General features: G+C 62.4%; 16 protein-coding genes, 1 tRNA gene and 1 pseudogene. 3 read left to right on the plus strand and 15 right to left on the minus strand.

The features are described from left to right. Positions 1–39 precede the first annotated feature (39 nt). The 5 genes from ndk to BTW07_RS08470 form a co-directional block, all read right to left on the minus strand. Entirely contained in the window at positions 40–468 is a 429-nt protein-coding gene (gene ndk, locus BTW07_RS08450) for a nucleoside-diphosphate kinase (RefSeq protein WP_075569708.1), read from the minus strand. Between the two features lie 277 nt (positions 469–745). Beyond that, on the minus strand, positions 746–1,072 hold the full coding sequence (locus BTW07_RS08455; protein WP_075569709.1) for a HesB/IscA family protein: 327 nt from the start codon (positions 1,070–1,072) through the stop codon (positions 746–748). A 43-nt stretch (positions 1,073–1,115) separates the two neighbouring features. Beyond that, a complete protein-coding gene (locus BTW07_RS08460) occupies positions 1,116–2,291 on the minus strand; it encodes an aminotransferase class V-fold PLP-dependent enzyme (protein ID WP_075569710.1) in 1,176 nt (391 codons plus the stop codon). A 78-nt stretch (positions 2,292–2,369) separates the two neighbouring features. Continuing rightward, positions 2,370–2,852 (minus strand): Fe-S cluster assembly transcriptional regulator IscR, encoded by a 483-nt coding sequence (iscR, locus tag BTW07_RS08465; protein ID WP_075569711.1) that lies wholly within the window; start codon positions 2,850–2,852, stop codon positions 2,370–2,372. Between the two features lie 132 nt (positions 2,853–2,984). Continuing rightward, positions 2,985–3,767, minus strand: coding sequence for an RNA methyltransferase (locus BTW07_RS08470; protein ID WP_075569712.1), 783 nt, complete (start codon positions 3,765–3,767; stop codon positions 2,985–2,987). Between the two features lie 124 nt (positions 3,768–3,891). Between BTW07_RS08470 and BTW07_RS08475 the strand changes: the two genes are divergently transcribed. Beyond that, positions 3,892–4,686, plus strand: coding sequence for an inositol monophosphatase family protein (locus BTW07_RS08475; RefSeq protein WP_075569713.1), 795 nt, complete (start codon positions 3,892–3,894; stop codon positions 4,684–4,686). Between the two features lie 113 nt (positions 4,687–4,799). Here the strand turns inward: BTW07_RS08475 and BTW07_RS08480 are convergent, their stop codons facing one another. Both BTW07_RS08480 and speB read right to left on the minus strand, forming a co-directional pair. Next, positions 4,800–6,182 (minus strand): sodium:solute symporter family protein, encoded by a 1,383-nt coding sequence (locus BTW07_RS08480; protein ID WP_075569714.1) that lies wholly within the window; start codon positions 6,180–6,182, stop codon positions 4,800–4,802. An 86-nt stretch (positions 6,183–6,268) separates the two neighbouring features. Further along, positions 6,269–7,225 carry an agmatinase gene (gene speB / locus BTW07_RS08485; protein WP_075569715.1) on the minus strand — a complete coding sequence of 319 codons (957 nt, stop codon included), beginning with the start codon at positions 7,223–7,225 and terminating at the stop codon, positions 6,269–6,271. 184 nt (positions 7,226–7,409) lie between these two features. Here speB and BTW07_RS08490 point away from each other — a divergent pair, with 184 nt between their 5' ends. Further along, complete coding sequence (locus tag BTW07_RS08490; RefSeq protein ID WP_110643491.1) at positions 7,410–8,858, plus strand: sigma-54 interaction domain-containing protein; 1,449 nt, start codon at positions 7,410–7,412, stop codon at positions 8,856–8,858. Between the two features lies 1 nt (position 8,859). On the opposite strand, the gene BTW07_RS08495 is transcribed toward BTW07_RS08490, so the two are convergent. The 6 genes from BTW07_RS08495 to queA form a co-directional block, all read right to left on the minus strand. Next, positions 8,860–10,074, minus strand: a complete 1,215-nt coding sequence (locus tag BTW07_RS08495) for an AI-2E family transporter (protein WP_075569717.1) — start codon at positions 10,072–10,074, stop codon at positions 8,860–8,862. 234 nt (positions 10,075–10,308) lie between these two features. Then, positions 10,309–11,214 carry a protein translocase subunit SecF gene (gene secF, locus BTW07_RS08500; RefSeq protein ID WP_075569718.1) on the minus strand — a complete coding sequence of 302 codons (906 nt, stop codon included), beginning with the start codon at positions 11,212–11,214 and terminating at the stop codon, positions 10,309–10,311. A 10-nt stretch (positions 11,215–11,224) separates the two neighbouring features. Next, positions 11,225–13,072 carry a protein translocase subunit SecD gene (secD, locus tag BTW07_RS08505; RefSeq protein ID WP_075569719.1) on the minus strand — a complete coding sequence of 616 codons (1,848 nt, stop codon included), beginning with the start codon at positions 13,070–13,072 and terminating at the stop codon, positions 11,225–11,227. A 104-nt stretch (positions 13,073–13,176) separates the two neighbouring features. Then, positions 13,177–13,509 (minus strand): preprotein translocase subunit YajC, encoded by a 333-nt coding sequence (yajC, locus tag BTW07_RS08510; RefSeq protein WP_075569720.1) that lies wholly within the window; start codon positions 13,507–13,509, stop codon positions 13,177–13,179. Positions 13,510–13,613: 104 nt separating this feature from the next. After that, the gene (gene tgt, locus BTW07_RS08515; RefSeq protein WP_075569721.1) at positions 13,614–14,732 is read right to left on the minus strand and encodes a tRNA guanosine(34) transglycosylase Tgt; all 1,119 of its coding nucleotides are present in this window, start codon (positions 14,730–14,732) and stop codon (positions 13,614–13,616) included. Positions 14,733–14,839: 107 nt separating this feature from the next. Beyond that, positions 14,840–15,877, minus strand: a complete 1,038-nt coding sequence (gene queA / locus BTW07_RS08520) for a tRNA preQ1(34) S-adenosylmethionine ribosyltransferase-isomerase QueA (protein ID WP_075569758.1) — start codon at positions 15,875–15,877, stop codon at positions 14,840–14,842. Positions 15,878–16,011: 134 nt separating this feature from the next. Here queA and BTW07_RS08525 point away from each other — a divergent pair. Further along, positions 16,012–16,098, plus strand: a tRNA-Leu gene (locus BTW07_RS08525). Positions 16,099–16,140: 42 nt separating this feature from the next. Here BTW07_RS08525 and BTW07_RS08530 read toward each other — a convergent pair. Together BTW07_RS08530 and BTW07_RS08535 are read right to left on the minus strand one after the other, a co-directional pair. After that, a complete protein-coding gene (locus BTW07_RS08530; RefSeq protein ID WP_075569722.1) occupies positions 16,141–17,160 on the minus strand; it encodes a phage integrase in 1,020 nt (339 codons plus the stop codon). After that, a pseudogene (locus BTW07_RS08535) lies at positions 17,160–17,645 on the minus strand (hypothetical protein); the annotation flags it as partial. The pseudogene BTW07_RS08535 and the gene BTW07_RS08530, both read right to left, overlap by 1 nt.

Here is a 17,645-nt window from a genome sequence, read left to right on the forward strand (position 1 = left end):
GGATGAACGACCGGCACGAATGGCCGGTCGGTCGACGAATCAGCCGCGGGGGCAGAGTTCTTCTTCCTTGAAAAAGTAGCTGATTTCGCGGGCGGCGGATTCCGGTGCATCGGAACCGTGCGCGGCATTGGCATCGATGGACGAGGCGAAGTCGGCGCGGATGGTGCCTGGTGCGGCTTCTTTCGGGTTGGTGGCACCCATCAGCTCGCGGTTCTTGGCAATCGCGCCTTCGCCTTCGAGAACCTGGACCATCACCGGACCGGAGGTCATGAAGCTGACCAGGTCGGCAAAGAAGCCGCGCTCGGCGTGCTCGGCGTAGAAACCTTCAGCCTGCTCCTTGGAGAGGTGCAGCATCTTGGCGCCAACGATCTGCAGGCCGGCTTTTTCGAAACGGCTATAGATGTCGCCGATGACGTTCTTGGCAACGGCATCGGGCTTGATGATGGAAAGCGTACGCTCGGTGGCCATGACTTCGGTCTCCTGGCTGTAGTGAATCGATCGCGATTATCGCGAGCGGAAAAAGATCATGAGATACGAGACGACGCGCCTCTGATGCTCATGCATAGATTAGCGCGCCGTCCGAAATCATCGTGGTCGTGGGCGGAGCCGATCACGAACGGTGATCGTCCCTGCCGAAAAATCGCGCCATTGTAGCGCAAGCCCGCGCCAGACGCATCCCGCGGCTGATCGGGCCGATACCCCTCGAACCGGGGCCGGACGTGGCAAGATCGGTACGGAGCGAAGCTCAGACGTTGAAGCTTTCGCCGCAGCCGCACTCGTCAGTCACGTTGGGGTTGTTGAAGCGGAAGAAGCGGTTGAGCCCTTCGCTGACGTAATCGACTTCGGTGCCATCGAGAACGGCCAGCGCTTCCTTGTCGACCAGCACCTTGACGCCGCGCTCCTCGAAGGCGACGTCGTCTGCGCGCAGGTCGTCGGCGATATCGAGCACATAGCTGTAGCCGGAGCAGCCACTCGGCTTGATCGCCACGCGCAGCCCCAGGCCGCTGCCGCGCTCCTCGAGGACGTGACGGATCTGAGTGGCGGCGGATTCACTGATGGTGATGTTCTGCATGGCATTTCTCCTTGCCAAGGAGAATGGCGATGACGCCATCCCCCTAACGATGATTCGTGGCGGCTTTCGACGGCTGGCGTAGCCCGCTCAGGGCGCGGCGTATGTCGGCTGCGGCCGCATCGATCTCTTCAATGGTGGTGAACCGGCCAAAACTAAAGCGGATCGACGAAAGCGCCTGTGAATGAGGGATGCCGATTCCCTTGAGCACGTAGGATGGCTCCACGCTTGCCGAGTTGCAGGCCGAACCGGTGGAGACCGCCAGGCCGCGCAGTGCCATCAGCAACGACTCGCCGTCCACGCCGTCGAAGGCGAGATTGACGATATTGGGCACGCAATGCTCGAGCGGCGAATGGTTGTGAATGCCACCACAATCGGCCAAGCCGTCGAGAAAGCGTTGGCGCAGCGCACGAACGTGCTCGCCGTCGGCCTTACGTTCATCGCGTGCCAGCGCAAATGCCTCGCCCATTCCCACGATCTGATGCGTGGGAAGGGTGCCCGAACGCATGCCGCGCTCGTGGCCGCCGCCGTGAATCAGCGCTTCGATTCGCAGATCCGGATCGCGGCGAACGTAGAGCGCGCCGACTCCCTTGGGGCCGTAGGCCTTGTGGGCGGAGAGCGACATCAGGTCGATGCCCATCGTCTCCACATCCAGCGCCAGTCGGCCGGAGGCCTGCGCGGCGTCGACATGAAAACGTGCGCCGAATTCATGCGCGATGGCGGAGAGCGCGGCAAGATCGTTGACGCTGCCCAGCTCGTTGTTGACCGCCATCAGCGAGACCAGCGCGGTGTCGTTGCGCATGGCCGCGCGCAGTTGCTCGGGGGCGATGCGGCCATCGCTGCCAGGCGTCAGCCAGCTGACCTCGAAACCTTCCGCCTCCAGCGAGATCGCGGTGTCCACGATCGCCTTGTGTTCGATGATCGATGTGACCAGGTGGCGCCCGCGGCCGCGGTTGGCGCGCATGAAACCGATCAAGGCCAGGTTGTCCGCCTCGGTGGCGCCGGAGGTCCAGACGATCTCGCGCGGGTCGGCGCCGATCAGATCCGCAACCTGACGGCGGGCATTCTCCACCGCCTGTTCGGCCAGCCACCCCGGCATATGGCTGCGCGACGCCGGGTTGGCATAGACCCCATCCAGCGTCAGGTGGCGCATCATCTGCTCGGCCACGCGCGGGTCGGTCGGGGTGGTAGCGGCATAATCGAGATATATCGGAGCGCTCATGGCACGGCAGATCTCTGGCAATCGATCGAAATGAATTCAGGCCCGTTACGATCAAGCGTCGTCGCGGCAATCATCCGGTTAGTGTGACGACACCGTGATCGTGGCGACATCGTCAGCGAAAGTGCGTGTCCCGGATTCGGCTCGGGTGGCGGTGCGAGCCTCCTCCCGGCGCACCAGCTCCTGCAGGCTGATGTCGCTCAGGAAGCGCTGGATCTCGTCGGAAAGGTCGCACCACAGATGATGCGTGATGCACTTGCTGCCTTGATGACAGTCCGCCTGGCCCTGACAGCGCGTGGCATCGACGGATTCGTTGACCGCATCGATCACGCCGGCGACCGAGATCTCGGAGGGCGCTCTTCCCAGCAGATAGCCGCCGCCCGGGCCGCGCACGCTGCTGACGAGCTTGGCGCGGCGCAATCTGGCAAACAGCTGCTCGAGATATGACAGCGAGATGTCCTGACGTCTGGAAATATCCGCCAGACAGACCGGACCCTGACCGGCATTGAGGGCCAGATCGAGCATCGCGGTAACGGCGTAACGCCCTTTGGTAGTCAAACGCATCGGCGGGTATCGGCTGTCGCTGCATCGGTGATGCCATTATGGAAAAACCCAGTAACACGGTCAACCATTCTGGCGGCGTCCGATTCGTCGGTGTGTCGATCGCGATCGGGCTTCCGGTCGGTACCTGCGGCTTCAGGACCTTTCCCGCAGCCGCTTGTCGATGGTGCCGAGAATGCCGCGCAGGATATTCATCTCCATTGAGTCCAGATGCGCACGCATGAAGAGCCGCCGCAGTCGCGCCATCAGCTGGCGGGGATTGTCCGGGTCATGGAATTCGATCGCCGTCAGCGTGCTCTCGAGGTGGACGAAAAAGCGCTCGAGATCGGCGTGCGTGGCAGGCGGATTGTCCCACTCGACACCGAAAGGCTGCTCGCTCTCGCTGATGGATTCGCCGGAAGATGCCTGCAAATCGGAATCCAGAGCCAGAAATGCCTGGCGGCATTCGTAGGCGAGTACCTGGACGGCGGCGGCCAGATTCAACGAGCTGAAATCGGGGTTGGTCGGAATATGCACATGCTGGTGGCAGCGCTGCAGCTCGGCATTGGTCAAGCCGGTATCCTCGCGGCCGAAAACCAGGGCGACTCTCGCCTCGGCCGGTGCCAGAGCCTGCGGCAGGCTCTCGGCCAGCGCGCGCGGGGCGACCATCGGCCACGGCAGGTGGCGCGATCGTGCGCTGGCGCCGACCACCAGCGTGCAGTCGGCAACGGCTTCCTCGAGTGCGTCGTATTGCCGCGCGGCGTCGACCAGGGTGTTGGCACCGGAGGCGCGCGAATAGGCCTCGCGATCCTTGGGATCGCAGCGGGGCGTGACCAGCGCGAGGTCCTCGAGGCCCATGTTGCGCATGGCGCGAGCGGCGGCGCCGATGTTACCGGGATGGCTGGTGCCGATAAGGACGATACGGATACGGTCGAGCATAAGGAGGCGATTGTCAGTGCTGTGGCAAATGGGAAAACGCGCAGTCTAGCATGACTGCGCGGGCCCGCTTCTGCTAGACTGCGCGGCGTTCTTTAACAGCCCCCGACACCCCAAGGCCAGATCCATGCATCCGATGGTTCAATATGCGCTGCGCGCCGCTCGCAGTGCCGCTGAGCAATTCGTTCGTATCCGTGACCGTCTCGAGGTCAATCACGACGAGCAGGCAACCGCCAGTCTGCTCGAGGATACGGCGCGCAACGCCGAAACGCTGATCGTGCATCAGCTCACTCGCGGCTATCCGCAACACGGTATTTCCGGTCGCTATACCCCTTATCGCGAAGGCAAGGGCGCCGACAAGGAAACCGTCTGGCACATCGAGCCGATCCACGGCGAGTCCAACCTCGGTGTGGCGAACCGGCAGTTCGCAATCTCGATGGTATGCCTGGTCAAGGGGCGTCCGGAACATGCGGTCATCATCTCGCCGTTCAGCGATGATGAGTTTTTGATCAGTCGTGGTCGTGGCGCTCAGGGCAACGGCAAGCGCATGCGTGTCTCCAAGACCGTGAGCATCAGCGGAGCCAGAATCGCACTGGCCTGGCCGACGCAGGAAGCACGTGCACGCTGGTTGCCCCAGTATCTCACCGTGGCCGAGCGCCTCGGGCCGCAGATCGACACGCTGACCGGTAGCGGCTGTGCGCTGCTCGACATGATCGAATTCGCGTTCGGTCGTGCCGATGCGGTCTTCGTGCTGGGCCTGGAAGAGCAGGACCGTCTGGTCGGTTCGCTGCTGCTGAAGGAAGCGGGCGCGCTGACCGGTGCCATCGACGGCTCGCCGAGTGTCGAAGATGGCGGCAGCCTGATGGCCGCGGGCCCGCGCCTCTACAAGGCGCTGGCGCAGCAGCTCAAGGCTGGCGCCTGAGTTAGTCGGCATGTGAAGCGCGGCTCGCTCGTGTCGCGGGTCGACAATCAAGAAGCGCCCTGCCGGGTCATCCCGGCAGGGCGCTTTGCGTTGGGGTGTTCCCCCACCCTGGATCAGGGCGTCGAAGAGGCTATCGAGTGGGGGCGAGTGAGCAGGCTACCCGCGATGAACGCGATCATGCTGGCGGCAAGCCCGGCATAGATCGGCGAGTTCGCGAGCAAGCCATCTTTCAGCATCAAGACGATAACCCCCGCGCAGCCGGCCAGCATGCTGGCAATGGCGCCGGTGGTCGTGGAGCGCTTCCAGAACAGTGCCCCCAGCATCGGAATCAGCATGCCCCCAACCAGCAGGTTGTAGGCGACCGTCAACGCGCCGATGACATCGCTCACGTTGATCGCGATGATCACGCTCACGACGCCGATCAGCCCCGTGCAGAGCCGATTGATGCGGACGTCGTCGATCTCTCGGCCACCGCGCAGTGCCGGCAGAATATCCTGCGTCAGCAGTGTCGACGAGGCGAGCATCCCGGCGCTGGAGGTCGACATCATCGCGGCCATCGCGGCGGCGATGATCAGCCCGCGGACGCCGTCCGGCAACGCCAGCTGCGCGATCGCGGCGAAGGCGTTGTTGGCATCTTCGAGATTCGGCAGCAGGATGCTGGCTGCGATACCGACCAGCGCACCGATCGCGCCGTAGAGAATGCAGTAGATGCCGGCGAATGTGCCGGCACGGCGGGCAACGCCACTGGAGCGTGCCGTAAACACTCGCTGCCAGATATCCTGACCGATCAGAATGCCCAGAAAGTAGATGACGAAGTAGGTGATGATGGTGTCCCAGCCGATGGCCGTCAGCGAGAAACTGGTGGCCGGGGCTTTTTCCAGCAGCGCATCCCAGCCGCCTACCGAGTGGATCGTCATCGGCAGCAGCAGCGCCACCATGCCTACCGTCATGATCACGAATTGGACGATATCGGTCAGCGTCAACGACCACATTCCGCCGATGGTCGAGTAGATCACCACCACGATGCCGCCGATGACGACTGCCTGCCAGGCCGGCATGCCGAAGATGACGCTCAGCACGGTGCCGATCCCGATCGTCGAAGTCACGGCAAGCATCAGGTCGTACGCAAACATGATGATCGAGCTGATCAGCTTGGCCGCCGGAGTGTAGCGGCGCTCCAGCACCTGAGTCACGGTATAGAGTTTGAGCTTCATCAGGGGCTTGGCCAGAACCAGGCTCAACACGATCAGCCCCAGACCCAGCGAAGCACAGAGCCACAGCCCGGAGAGACCGTAGGTGTAGCCGAGCTTGACCGTGCCCACGGTCGAAGCGCCGCCGAGTACGACGGCCGACAGCGTACCCAGGTACATGCCGGGGCCAAGGCGGCGTCCTGCAACGAGATAGTCTTCCCGGCTGCGGGCGCGTTTCATGCCCCACCAGCCCAGGCCGAGCATGCCAAGCGCGTAGAGCGCGACGACGAAGAGATCCAGCATCATGATGTTTTGTCCTTCCGCTGCATCAGCGGCGATTGTTATTGTGGAACGACGGTCGACGGTGTTGACGATGGGGTTGTGGCGGCTTCTCAGCGACGTTTGACGCCGGGCAATATGCAAAGCATCTCGAACAGCAGGTTGGCCGCCACGACGGCGGTCTGGCCGTGAGCGTCGTAAGGTGGAGAGACTTCGACCAGGTCGCAGCCGACGATATCGAGTCCGTGAGCGCCGCGAATGATCTCCAGCGCCTGCGGGATGGTCAGCCCGCCGATTTCGACCGTGCCGGTGCCCGGGGCATAGGCGGGGTCGAGACTGTCGATATCGAAGCTCACATAGACTGGACCGCCGCCAACCTTGTCACGGATTTCAGCCATCAGCGGGGTCAGGCTTTGGTGCCAGCACTCTTCGGCCGGCACCACTCGGAAGCCCTGTTGGCGCCCCCAGTCGAACTCTTCCGCGGAATAGCCCGTGCCTCGCAGACCGATCTGAGCGACGCGGTCGCAGTCCAGCAGACCTTCCTCGACGGCGCGGCGGAATGGCGTGCCGTGCGCGATGGCTTCACCAAACATGTGCTCGTTGATGTCGGCGTGGGCGTCGACGTGGATCAGTCCCACCGGACCGTGCTTTTTCGCCATGGCGCGCAGTATCGGTAGCGCCAGCGTGTGATCGCCACCCAGCGTCAGCGGAATCACATCGTGGGTCAGCAGCTCGTCGTAGTAGCGCCCGATGATGTCGACGCTCTTCTTGAGATCGAAGGTATTGATCGGAACGTCGCCGATGTCGGCGACCTGCAGGCTTTCGAACGGCGCGGCGCGGGTCGCCATGTTGAATGGGCGCAGCATGCGCGACTCGTCCCGGATCTGGCGCGGCCCGAAGCGAGTGCCGGGGCGATTGGACGTGCCGATATCCATGGGAATGCCGACGAAGCAGGCATCCAGCCCTGCGGCGCTCTTCTGCGTCGGTAGCCGCATCATGGTGGCCGGTCCGCCGAAGCGGGGCATCTCGTTGCCACCCAGCGGCTGGTTGTACGACGGTTGCGTGGGCATGAAGACTCCTGACGTTGTGATTGTGGTGAATGACGCGCAGGAATCGTGCCAACCGATAAACCATTGAAGTTGTTGAACAATAAAATCCGGCTGATGCGTTTTTGTATCGCCAGATGGATTTGAATGATCCATTGATGTATCAATGATTCATTTATGTATCCGTGCAGCAGTAGAGGGACGCGTAATGACACATCCGATGTCGACCGAGGAGACTGCGCAGTTGACGCTGGAGACGCTGATCCAGACGGCTCAGGATCACGTGTTCATCGTCGATGGTGATGGTCGTATTCTTGACGTGAGCCCCGGCAGCGCGGCGGTCTACGGGCTGCGTCGAGAAGCGCTTCGGGCCACCACCGTTCAGGCGCTTCAGGCCAGCGGCGTGCTGTCGCCCTCGGTCTCCCTGGAAGTCATCCGCACCGGTCAGCCTGCGCAGATCATGCAGCGTACCGGCACCGGCCGGCAGGTCATTGCCGAGGCGTTCCCGGTCTATGCCGACGGCAAGCTGATCCGCGTGATCAGTCGTTCGCGAGACCTTACCGACCTGCGGCTGTTGCAGGACGAATATGCGCTCCTTCAGCGGCGCTTTTCCGAACATCTGAAGCGCCATCATGATCCCGAGGTCGATAGCGATGACGCGCTCGGCGAGCTGGTGGTCAAGAGTCGGATCATGCGGGAGATGGTCCACTTGCTGAAGCGCAGTGCACCCACCGATGCCACCGTCCTGATGCTGGGCGAGTCGGGTGTCGGCAAGACGGCTTTCGCCCGGCAGCTGCATCGCTGGAGCCGAAGGCAAGAGGGCGATTTCGTCGACGTCAACTGTGCGGCCATACCGGAGTCGCTGTTCGAGTCGGAGATGTTCGGTTATCAGCCCGGCGCGTTCAGTGGCGCGTCGCGCCAGGGCAAGGCGGGACTTCTCGAACAGGCGCATGGCGGCACGCTGTTTCTGGACGAGATCGGCGAGCTGCCCCTATCGATGCAATCCAAGCTGCTCAAGGTCATTCAGGATGGTTCGTTGACGCGGCTGGGGGATACGCGCTCGCGCCAGGTCGATTTCCGGCTGGTGGTGGCGACCAATCAGGACCTGGCCAGACGGGTCGAGGAGGGCGCTTTCCGACTCGACCTCTACTACCGACTCAACGTCATTCCCGTGACGTTGCCGCCACTGCGAGAGCGCCGCGAGGATATCCGCGGGTTGGCCGAGCGCCATCTCGATCAGCTCAACCGCCGCTACGGAGCAGAGAAGGTCCTGCATCCCGGGGTATGGGCAACGCTGATGAGCAACGACTGGCCGGGCAATATTCGCGAGCTGGAGAACTGGCTGGAGCGTGCCTGGCTATCGGCAGAAGGCGGCGTGGTGGGTGCACCGGCCCCGAGAGGGTCGTTGCCCGGTAGAGATGCGTTCGCTGACGATTCGAACATTGCCGAGCCCGCCCGCGAAGCGGGGCAAGCATTTGGCATTTCGCTGGCACCGGGTCAGACGCTCCGATCCGCCATGGACGACCACGAGCGGGCGATTCTGGAAACGTTGGCAACGACGCACCGTACGACCTATGCGCTGGCCGAACGGCTGGGCATCAGCCAACCGAGCGTCGTGCGCAAGCTCAAACGTCACGGTCTTCAGACAGGCCGCTGACTCATCGGCTGATATCGGCATTCGTGTCGTCGTTGGTGCTTGCCGTCGTGACCCCGCTTCTCGTCGACGCCTTTCCGCTCGTGGCGCTGGAGGACCTCGAAATCGAGCGGGAGATCGCCGTGCGCTTGCCGTATCCCCAGCGTTCGGCTTCCGACGGTGCGTCCGGCGCGCTGTCGTCGTGCAGCCATTCGCGCCAGCTTGCGACCAGCAGCGCCATCAGCACCGGGCCGACGAAAAGACCGACGATCCCCATGGTTTTGACGCCACCGACCAGACCGAAGAAGGTCGGCAGGAACGGGAGCTTGATCGGGCCGCCTACCAACCGTGGGCGCAGGGTCTTGTCGACGACGAAGAGCTCGAGCGCGCCCCAGATGAACAGGCCGATGCCGTTGGCCATGTGGCCGGTCGCCAGCAGATAGAGCGACACCAGCGTGAATGTCAGTGGCGCTCCGCCGGGAACCAGCGCCATGAACGCGGTGATCACGCCGAGTACCACTGGCGATTGAATGCCGGCGATCCAGTACGCGGTGCCGAGCACCAGACCTTCTCCGAGCGCGATCAATCCCATGCCCATCACGGTCGAGCTGATCGTGGCCGGGACCACGCGCGAGAAGCGCTGCCAGCGCGCCGGCAGCACGCGCTCACCGACGATGTCCAGCTGACGCGCCATGCCGGCGCCATCCCGGTAGAGAAAGAACAGCGTGATCAGCATGAACAGCAGGGTCAGCGCCAGATGCAGCGCATTGCTTCCCAGCGCCAGCACCCAGCGCGAGATGTTGCCGATGTGCTCGCCGCCCACCAGCTGAATCAGATATTCCGGGGCGTGGGGCTCGGCCAGATATTCCTGCCACTGTACGGCAAGCCAGTCCCCTATGCCCGGAAGAGGTTCGACCCAGGTCGGTGTCGGAATGCCATGCTCGTTGGCGACCATCAGCCAGCCGACCCAGCCCTTGAGCTCCTGGAAAGCGTAGGAGCAGGCGAGGACCATGGGGATCACCAGGCACAGGATGATCAGGCCCAGCGCAATGGTGGCCGCCAGCGCTCGGCGCTGACCACAACCTGCCAGCAGGCGTCGATAGAGCGGCCAGCTGGCAACGCAGATGATCAGTGCTGCCAGAACGGGAATCAGAAAGTCGATGAAGAAGTAGACGCCGGCGACCATCACCAGCACCAGCAGCCAGCGGGCGACGCTGCTATCGGCAAAGATTGGGGCCATGAATCACTCGTGAACGCGACGGATGAAACCGGATAGACCGGGCGAAATCGAACGGCATGCCAAGCCGCAGCGAAGCATCATACCCCAGCGGGTTCGATCCGCGGTTATCGCGGCGGTGGAAAGTCTGCGATGTCCGCGCCGATGCGGGAATGTCAGGCGCTGCTATCAAAAGAGGCGCCACGAAAAAGCCCCTCCAGCAAAGAGGGGCTTGAAGACGAGATCGAAACGCTCGCGTTACGGCGTGTCGTCCTCGATTTCGCCTTTCTTCACCGGGATCAGATCCTGGCGCTCCAACTTGAAAACGATCAGCAGCGCCGCGGCGACATAGACCGAAGAGAAGGTGCCGGCCACGATCCCCAGGATCAGCGAGATCGCGAAGTTGTGGATCATGTCACCGCCGAGGAAGAACAGGGCGAACAGGACCAGCAAGGTCGTGCCGGACGTGGCCAGGGTGCGCGACAACGTCTGGTTGATCGCTTCGTTGAAGATCTGGGCCAGATCCTCGCTGCGCGACAGCCGGATGTTTTCGCGGATTCGGTCGTAGACGATGATGGTATCGTTCAACGAGTAACCGATCACCGCCATGATCCCTGCCAGCACCGTGAGATCGAACTCCCACTGAAACAGCGCGAACAGACCCAGCACGATCAATACGTCGTGCCCCAGCGAGATGATCGCACACAGCGCGAACTTGTACTGGAAGCGGAAGGCGACGTAGACCGCGACGCCGGCCAGGGCCACCAGCATGCCCAGGCCGCTCTGATCGCGAAGCTGATCGCCGACCTGGGCGCCGACGAACTCGGCGCGAACCAGATCGATCTGGGCGCCGCCGCTGCTCAGGGCTGAAACGACCTGATTGCCGACATCGTTGCTGAAGGTCTGCTGCAGGCGCACCAGGATCTCGTCAGTGGCGCCGAAGGTTTGTACCGAAAAGTTCTCGAAGCCACTGTTGGCCAACAGGGTACGGATATCGTCGAGCGACGGCACCGCAGCGTAGTGGAGTTCGACCACCGTACCGCCGGTGAAGTCGAGACCGAGATTGAGGTTCAGCAGGGCGAGGGCCGCCACCGACACGATCGTGAACAGGATCGAGACGATGAAGGCGATGCGGCGCTTGCCCATGAAGTCGAATTGGCGCATTGCTCGTCTCCTAGATCCAGAGTTTCTTCACCGGCTTGCCGCCGATGGAGAGGTTGACGAGAGCACGCGACACCATGATGCCGGTGAACATCGACGTGAGAATGCCGAGTGACAGCGTCACGGCAAAGCCTTTGATCGGACCGGTGCCGATCGAGAACAGCACGACCGCCACCAGCAGCGTGGTCAGGTTGGCGTCGACGATCGAGGTGAAGGCACGACCGTAACCGGCGTGAATCGCCTGTTGCGCCGGAGTCTTTCGCCTGAGCTCTTCTCTTATGCGCTCGTAGATCAGCACGTTGGCATCCACCGCCATGCCCAGCGTCAGCACGATACCGGCGATGCCGGGCAGCGTCAGCGTGGCGCCCAGCATCGACATTGCCGCGATCAGCAGCACCAGGTTGACCGCCAGTGCGGCATTGGCGATGACGCCGAACGCCTTGTAGCGAATCAGCATGAATGCCACGACCAGCAGGCCACCGACCAGCACCGAGAAAATCCCGCGTTCGATGTTCTGCGCGCCCAGGCTTGGGCCGATGGTGCGCTCCTGAACGAAGTAGATCGGCGCGGCCAGCGAACCGGAGCGCAGCAGCAGCGCCAGCTCACTGGCTTCGGTCGGAGAATCCAGGCCGGTAATACGGAACCGGTTGCTGAGCGCACTCTGCACCGTCGCCAGACTGATGATGCTGCGGCTTGTCGTCGGGATGCGCTCCTGAACCTGCCGTCCATCCTTGGTGACCGTGCGCGTATCTGTGCTGTGGTCGATGTACAGCACGGCCATGTTGCGACCGATATTGGTGCGCGTCGCCTGATTCATCAGCGAACCGCCGGTGCCATCGAGGTTGATATTGACCTGCGGACGGCCATTCTGATCGAAGCCCTGGCTGGCGCTGGAAACGCGATCGCCGGTGATGATCACGTCACGCGACAGCGTCGCGCTGCGCTGCGGGTCGTTGCGGAACGGGAAGGTCTCGGTCTCAGCCTCCGGCGTATCCGGACGTGCCTCGAGACGGAACTCGAGGTTGGCGGTGGCGCCGACGATACGCTTGGCCTCGGCGGTGTCCTGCACGCCGGGTAGCTCGACCACGATGCGGCTCGGCCCCTGACGCTGGACCAGCGGCTCTGAAACCCCGAGTTCGTTGACGCGATTGCGGATCGTGGTCAGGTTCTGCTGGACTGCATAGTCCTGAATGTCCTTTATCGACTGCTCGGTCAACGTCATGTCGAGGAACGCGCGGCGGCCTTCTTCGCGGTCTTCCAGCTGAAACTCGCGGAAGGTCTGGCTGATCTGGTCGCGCGCGGCATCGCGGTCTTCGCTGTTGGCGAATTCGAGATGCAGGGCGTTGTCGTCGACATCGGTGGACCGGTAGCGGATGCGCTGGTCGCGAAGGTCGGCGCGAATGGCGCTCGCCGTGGCCTCTAGACGCTGTTTGACGGCGGCATCCATATCCACTTCGAGCAGGAAATGAACCCCGCCACGTAGATCGAGGCCGAGTTTCATCGGCGCCGCGGAGAGGCTGGTCAGCCAGGAGGGCGTGGAATCGGCGAGGTTGAGCGCTACGGTGTACTTGTCGTCGAGCGCCTTGTCGACCACTTCGCGTGCGGGAAGCTGCTGTTCGGCGTCATCGAGCCGAATCAGGGCGGTATTGGTGCCAGTCATGGCTGCTGATTTGACCTGGATATCGTCGTCGGCCAGCGCCTGGGTGACACGGTCGAGCTGCTGGCTGTCGAGAGAACCGTTGGTCGTGCTGATCTGGACGGCGGGGTCCTGTGGGTAAAGATTGGGTAACGCGTAGATGACGCCGACAACACAGACAATGAGTATCAGCAGATACTTCCACAGGGGGTAACGATTGAGCATGGAAGCCCTGTCCTTTCAATCAATGACGATCGGGCAATGACCGTCGTGCGAAGAGTGTCGCAGGAAGAGATGGCTGCCGATGGGGACACCGGCAGCCAGGAGAGTTACAGCGACTTCAACGTGCCTTTGGGAAGGACGGAGGCCACGGCGCTCTTCTGAACGCTGACGACGGTGCCTTCGGCAATCTCCATGCTGATGAAATCGTCGGTCACGTTGGTGATGCGGCCGAGCAGCCCGCCACCGATCACGATTTCATCACCCTTGGACAGGTTGGTGACCAATTTCTTGTGCTCTTTGGCGCGCTTGGACTGCGGGCGCCACAGCAGGAAATAGAAGATCAACACGAAGCCGACCAGCATGATGATCTGGGCTATACCACCGCCGGCAGGGCCGCCCGCATCCTGGGCATGAGCCGCGGGGATGAAAAAGTCCAGCATGGATGTATCTCCGAAGGTTGTGTAAGGAAGTGGTTATGTAATGAAATCGTTACATGGATGAGGCTGACGAAACGGTTCATCGGTCGACGGTCGGTTGAATCTCGTCAGTCGACCCCGGGCGGCACGGGCAGTCCGCGTCGCTGGTAGAATTGTGCTACGAAGTCGGCCAATGTACCCGCTTCGATAGCCCCGCGCAAACCCGCCATCAGGCGCTGGTAGTAGCGAAGATTGTGAATCGTGTTGAGCATCGAGCCGAGCATTTCGCCACACCGATCCAGATGGTGCAGATAGCCGCGAGAGAAGTGCTGGCAGGTATAACAGTCGCAATCCGCTTCCAGTGGACGGGTGTCGTGGCGATGGGTCGCGTTACGAATCTTGACGGTGCCGTCGGCGGTGAAGAGATGGCCGTTTCGCGCATTGCGGGTCGGCATCACGCAGTCGAACATGTCGATTCCGCGCCGCACACCCTCGACCAGGTCCTCGGGCTTGCCGACGCCCATCAGATAGCGCGGCTTGTCTTCCGGCATCCAGCTCGGCAGGTAATCCAGCACGCGGATCATCTCCTCTTTCGGCTCGCCTACCGACAGTCCGCCGATTGCCAGCCCGTCGAAGCCGATCTCCAGCAGGCCTTCGAGCGAACGCTTGCGCAACTCCGGATACATGCCGCCCTGGACGATACCGAACAGCGCCGACGGCGAATCGCCGTGGGCGGCGCGGGAACGGGCCGCCCAGCGCAGCGACAGCTCCATCGATTTCTGCGCCTCGGATTCGGTCGCCGGGTAGGGCGTGCACTCGTCGAAGATCATTACCACGTCGGAACTCAACGAGCGCTGCACCGCCATCGACTCTTCCGGCCCCATGAACACCTTGGCGCCATCCACCGGCGAGCGGAAATGCACGCCCTGCTCGGTGATCTTGCGCATCGCGCCGAGCGAGAACACCTGAAAGCCACCGGAGTCGGTCAGGATCGGCTTGTGCCACTGAGAGAAGTCATGCAGATCGCCGTGGGCCTCGATCACCTCGGTGCCCGGACGCAGCCACAGATGAAAGGTATTGCCGAGAATGATTTCGGCGCCGATCGCCTCGACATCCCTGGGCGTCATTCCCTTGACCGTGCCGTAGGTACCCACCGGCATGAAGGCCGGTGTTTCCACCGTGCCACGCGGGAAGGTCAGTCGGCCGCGACGGGCGCGTCCTTCCTGGGCCAGTCGCTCGAATTTCATGAAGCATTCGTCTCGCATGGTGTCTCTCTTCTTTATCAACGCGCCCGAATCCGCGCGTAAAGCCCATGGCATGGACGCGCCCGAACCCGCGCGCAACGCGTTGGTGATCAGTCGGGTTGGCGAGTCAGATACATTGCATCGCCATAGCTGAAAAAGCGGTACTGCTCGGCGACGGCTTCCCGATAGGCACGCATGACGGCGTCGTAACCGGCGAACGAAGAGACCAGCATCAGCAGTGTCGACTCCGGCAGGTGGAAGTTGGTCACCAGCGCATCGACGCAGCGCCATCGATAGCCGGGATAGATGAAGATATCGGTTTCGCCACGATACGGTGTCAGCTCGCCATTGCCGCTCTGGCTGGCGGTTTCCAGGCAGCGCACGCTGGTCGTGCCGACGGCGACGACCTTGTTGCCGGCGGCGTGAGCGCGATTGACCCGCTCGCAGACCGATTCGTCGACCTCCAGCCACTCGCTGTGCATATGGTGTTCGCGGATGTCGTCGACGCGCACCGGCTGAAACGTGCCAGCGCCGACATGAAGTGTCACGAAGGCCGTCTCGACGCCCTTGGCGCGCAGCGCTTCCATCATCGACTCGTCGAAATGCAGCCCGGCGGTCGGGGCGGCAACGGCACCTTCGCGGCGGGCGTAGACCGTCTGATAGCGCTCGCGGTCGGCCAGCTCGTCTTCACGGGTGATGTATGGTGGCAGCGGCATATGGCCATGCCGTTCGAGCAGCGCGATCAGCGGCGTCTCGCCCAGAAAACGCAGCTCGAACAGCGCATCCTGACGCCCCTCGACCACGGCGCGGATATCGCCTTCGAAAATCAGCTCGGTGCCCGGTTTCGGCGATTTGCTGGCGCGTAGATGCGCCAGCCCGCGATGAGCGTCCAGCGGTCGTTCCAGCAGCATTTCCACCTTGCCGCCGCTCGCTTTCTGGCCGAACAGGCGCGCAGGAATCACGCGGGTATCGTTGAACACCACCACGTCGCCGGGGTCGAGTCTTGCCAGCAGGTCGGGAAAGCGAGCATGTTCCAGCGCGCCGGACTCGCCGTCGACGCATAGCAGGCGACAGTCGGTGCGCTGTTCGGAAGGGTAACGAGCGATCAGCTCGTCGGGCAGATCAAAATGAAAATCGGCGCGCTGCATGGCGTAGGTCGCGTATCGGTTCGAATCTGGATGGACGAGAGGCGTTTGGACGGGCGCCATCATAAAGCACCGGATCGATTAAGTCAGCGTGATGATTGACGCCGGGCCAAGCGTCCGTATAATGCGTCTCCGCTGCCGGCGTGGCGGAATTGGTAGACGCAGCGGATTCAAAATCCGCCGCTGGAGACAGTGTGTCGGTTCGAGTCCGACCGCCGGCACCATGCTTTTCAATGACTTAGCGTCATTTTTCCTCGCATTACTCCTTACGGTTTCTCGTCAGTGTCCACACTTTGTCCATCGACCTTTGGCGCGTATTTAATGGCGTCTGCCAGGTGGTCGGGCGACAGATGGGCATAGCGCATTGTCATCGTAATTGTCTGATGTCCCAGTATCTTTTGCAGCGTTAATACGTCACCGCCATTCATCATGAAATGGCTAGCAAAGGTGTGGCGTAAAACGTGCGTTCGCTGTCCCTTTGGTAGCTGAATACCCGCTTCCTTTATGGCCTCCGAAAATGGGTTATAGCCCGTGGTCGGAAAGAGACGGCCTATGCGTCGACCGTGCGCAACGAGCGTCTGGTAGAGCCCCTGGGGTAGTGGGATGGTGCGATTGCGCCCGTTCTTGGTGCCGGTAAAGGTGACTCGGCCGTCACGCAGCATTTCGGCTCGGAGATATTGCGATTCGGACCAACGTGCACCGGTAGCGAGGCAGAGCCGGGTGATAAGGGCGGCATCCTTGTTGGCGCGGCGGTCGAGTATCGCGAGGAGGTCGCCGATCTGCGATTCGGTGAGGTAGCTCAACTCGGTTTCGTCGATCCTGAGAGGCTGGATACCGGCGAAGGGGTTGGGTAAGTGCCACTCCCCGAGCTTGGCCACGCGATTGAACACGGCTCTCATGTGGGCTTGATCGTGGTTGGCGGTGGTTGGGGTGAGGCCGTCGGCAAGACGCTGTTGCCGAAACCGGGCGGCATCCATCGGGGTGATGGTCCTGGCGACGGGGTTACCCATCTTGTGAGCCAATGCCAAGAGCTGCTGATAGCGACGCTTGCCATCCTTGAGTGAGACGCCGTGGAAGTCGTACCACATCTGGACGAGTTCGGAGAGACGGCGGTTATCGCGCTTGGTGGGCGTGTAGCGGCTGCCATCGGCGACCTGGGCGAGGATCTTGTTTTCGAACCGACGTGCCTGGGCCTGAGTCCTGAAGGTGCGGCGAACGCGTTTACCGTCGCGACCGTTGGGCCTGACGTCTACTTTCCAACCTGATTCGGTTTTCTTGATCGCCACTAGGCCGCTTTCCCCAGTAATCGCCGTTCGACGAGCCGTTGCGAGATGAGTAGTCGTAGCTGATCGGCGTCTATGCCTCGTCGCCGATAGTAGTTGGCGATGTCGTCCCAGGCACCGCAGCGGGTGAGGCCGTTCATGGCTTGTTGGGTGGTGAAGCCCTGGCGTGCGTAGAGCGAGATGAGATTACCCACGACCAGGGCGACGTTCTTTTCGTTGCCGAGCCCAGGGGCCTTTCGGGCCCGTTTGTAGAGGAAGTGCGGTTCGTGATCGTAGAACCGGGCGTCTTCCTGCAGGAGCTGCCAGGCGCTGTCGATGAGGTTGCGGGAGTGATCGAGCCGGTACTTGCCGAGAGCGGTCTGCCAGAGGCCGGTGAGGTGGGGCACGGTGTCGATGAAGCGCTTGAATCCGTGGTCCATGTCCAGGCATTCGCCGGTGTCGACGTTGCAGGGGACGCCCTGGGCAAACTCCCGCAGCACGGATTGATG

It is taken from the genome of Salinicola socius, assembly GCF_001937195.1.
Classification (GTDB): domain Bacteria; phylum Pseudomonadota; class Gammaproteobacteria; order Pseudomonadales; family Halomonadaceae; genus Salinicola; species Salinicola socius.

Excerpts from the sequence above, each read along its gene's own strand:
- speB (WP_075569715.1), bottom strand. The coding sequence starts at position 7,225 with ATGCCCACGCAACCGTCGTACAACCAGCCGCTGGGTGGCAACGAGATG.
- iscR (WP_075569711.1), bottom strand. The coding sequence starts at position 2,852 with ATGCGTTTGACTACCAAAGGGCGTTACGCCGTTACCGCGATGCTCGAT.
- BTW07_RS08475 (WP_075569713.1), top strand. The coding sequence starts at position 3,892 with ATGCATCCGATGGTTCAATATGCGCTGCGCGCCGCTCGCAGTGCCGCT.
- BTW07_RS08495 (WP_075569717.1), bottom strand. The coding sequence starts at position 10,074 with ATGGCCCCAATCTTTGCCGATAGCAGCGTCGCCCGCTGGCTGCTGGTG.
- queA (WP_075569758.1), bottom strand. The coding sequence starts at position 15,877 with ATGCAGCGCGCCGATTTTCATTTTGATCTGCCCGACGAGCTGATCGCT.
- ndk (WP_075569708.1), bottom strand. The coding sequence starts at position 468 with ATGGCCACCGAGCGTACGCTTTCCATCATCAAGCCCGATGCCGTTGCC.
- secF (WP_075569718.1), bottom strand. The coding sequence starts at position 11,214 with ATGCGCCAATTCGACTTCATGGGCAAGCGCCGCATCGCCTTCATCGTC.
- BTW07_RS08490 (WP_110643491.1), top strand. The coding sequence starts at position 7,410 with ATGACACATCCGATGTCGACCGAGGAGACTGCGCAGTTGACGCTGGAG.
- BTW07_RS08460 (WP_075569710.1), bottom strand. The coding sequence starts at position 2,291 with ATGAGCGCTCCGATATATCTCGATTATGCCGCTACCACCCCGACCGAC.
- BTW07_RS08480 (WP_075569714.1), bottom strand. The coding sequence starts at position 6,182 with ATGATGCTGGATCTCTTCGTCGTCGCGCTCTACGCGCTTGGCATGCTC.
- BTW07_RS08455 (WP_075569709.1), bottom strand. The coding sequence starts at position 1,072 with ATGCAGAACATCACCATCAGTGAATCCGCCGCCACTCAGATCCGTCAC.
- tgt (WP_075569721.1), bottom strand. The coding sequence starts at position 14,732 with ATGAAATTCGAGCGACTGGCCCAGGAAGGACGCGCCCGTCGCGGCCGA.
- yajC (WP_075569720.1), bottom strand. The coding sequence starts at position 13,509 with ATGCTGGACTTTTTCATCCCCGCGGCTCATGCCCAGGATGCGGGCGGC.
- BTW07_RS08470 (WP_075569712.1), bottom strand. The coding sequence starts at position 3,767 with ATGCTCGACCGTATCCGTATCGTCCTTATCGGCACCAGCCATCCCGGT.
- secD (WP_075569719.1), bottom strand. The coding sequence starts at position 13,072 with ATGCTCAATCGTTACCCCCTGTGGAAGTATCTGCTGATACTCATTGTC.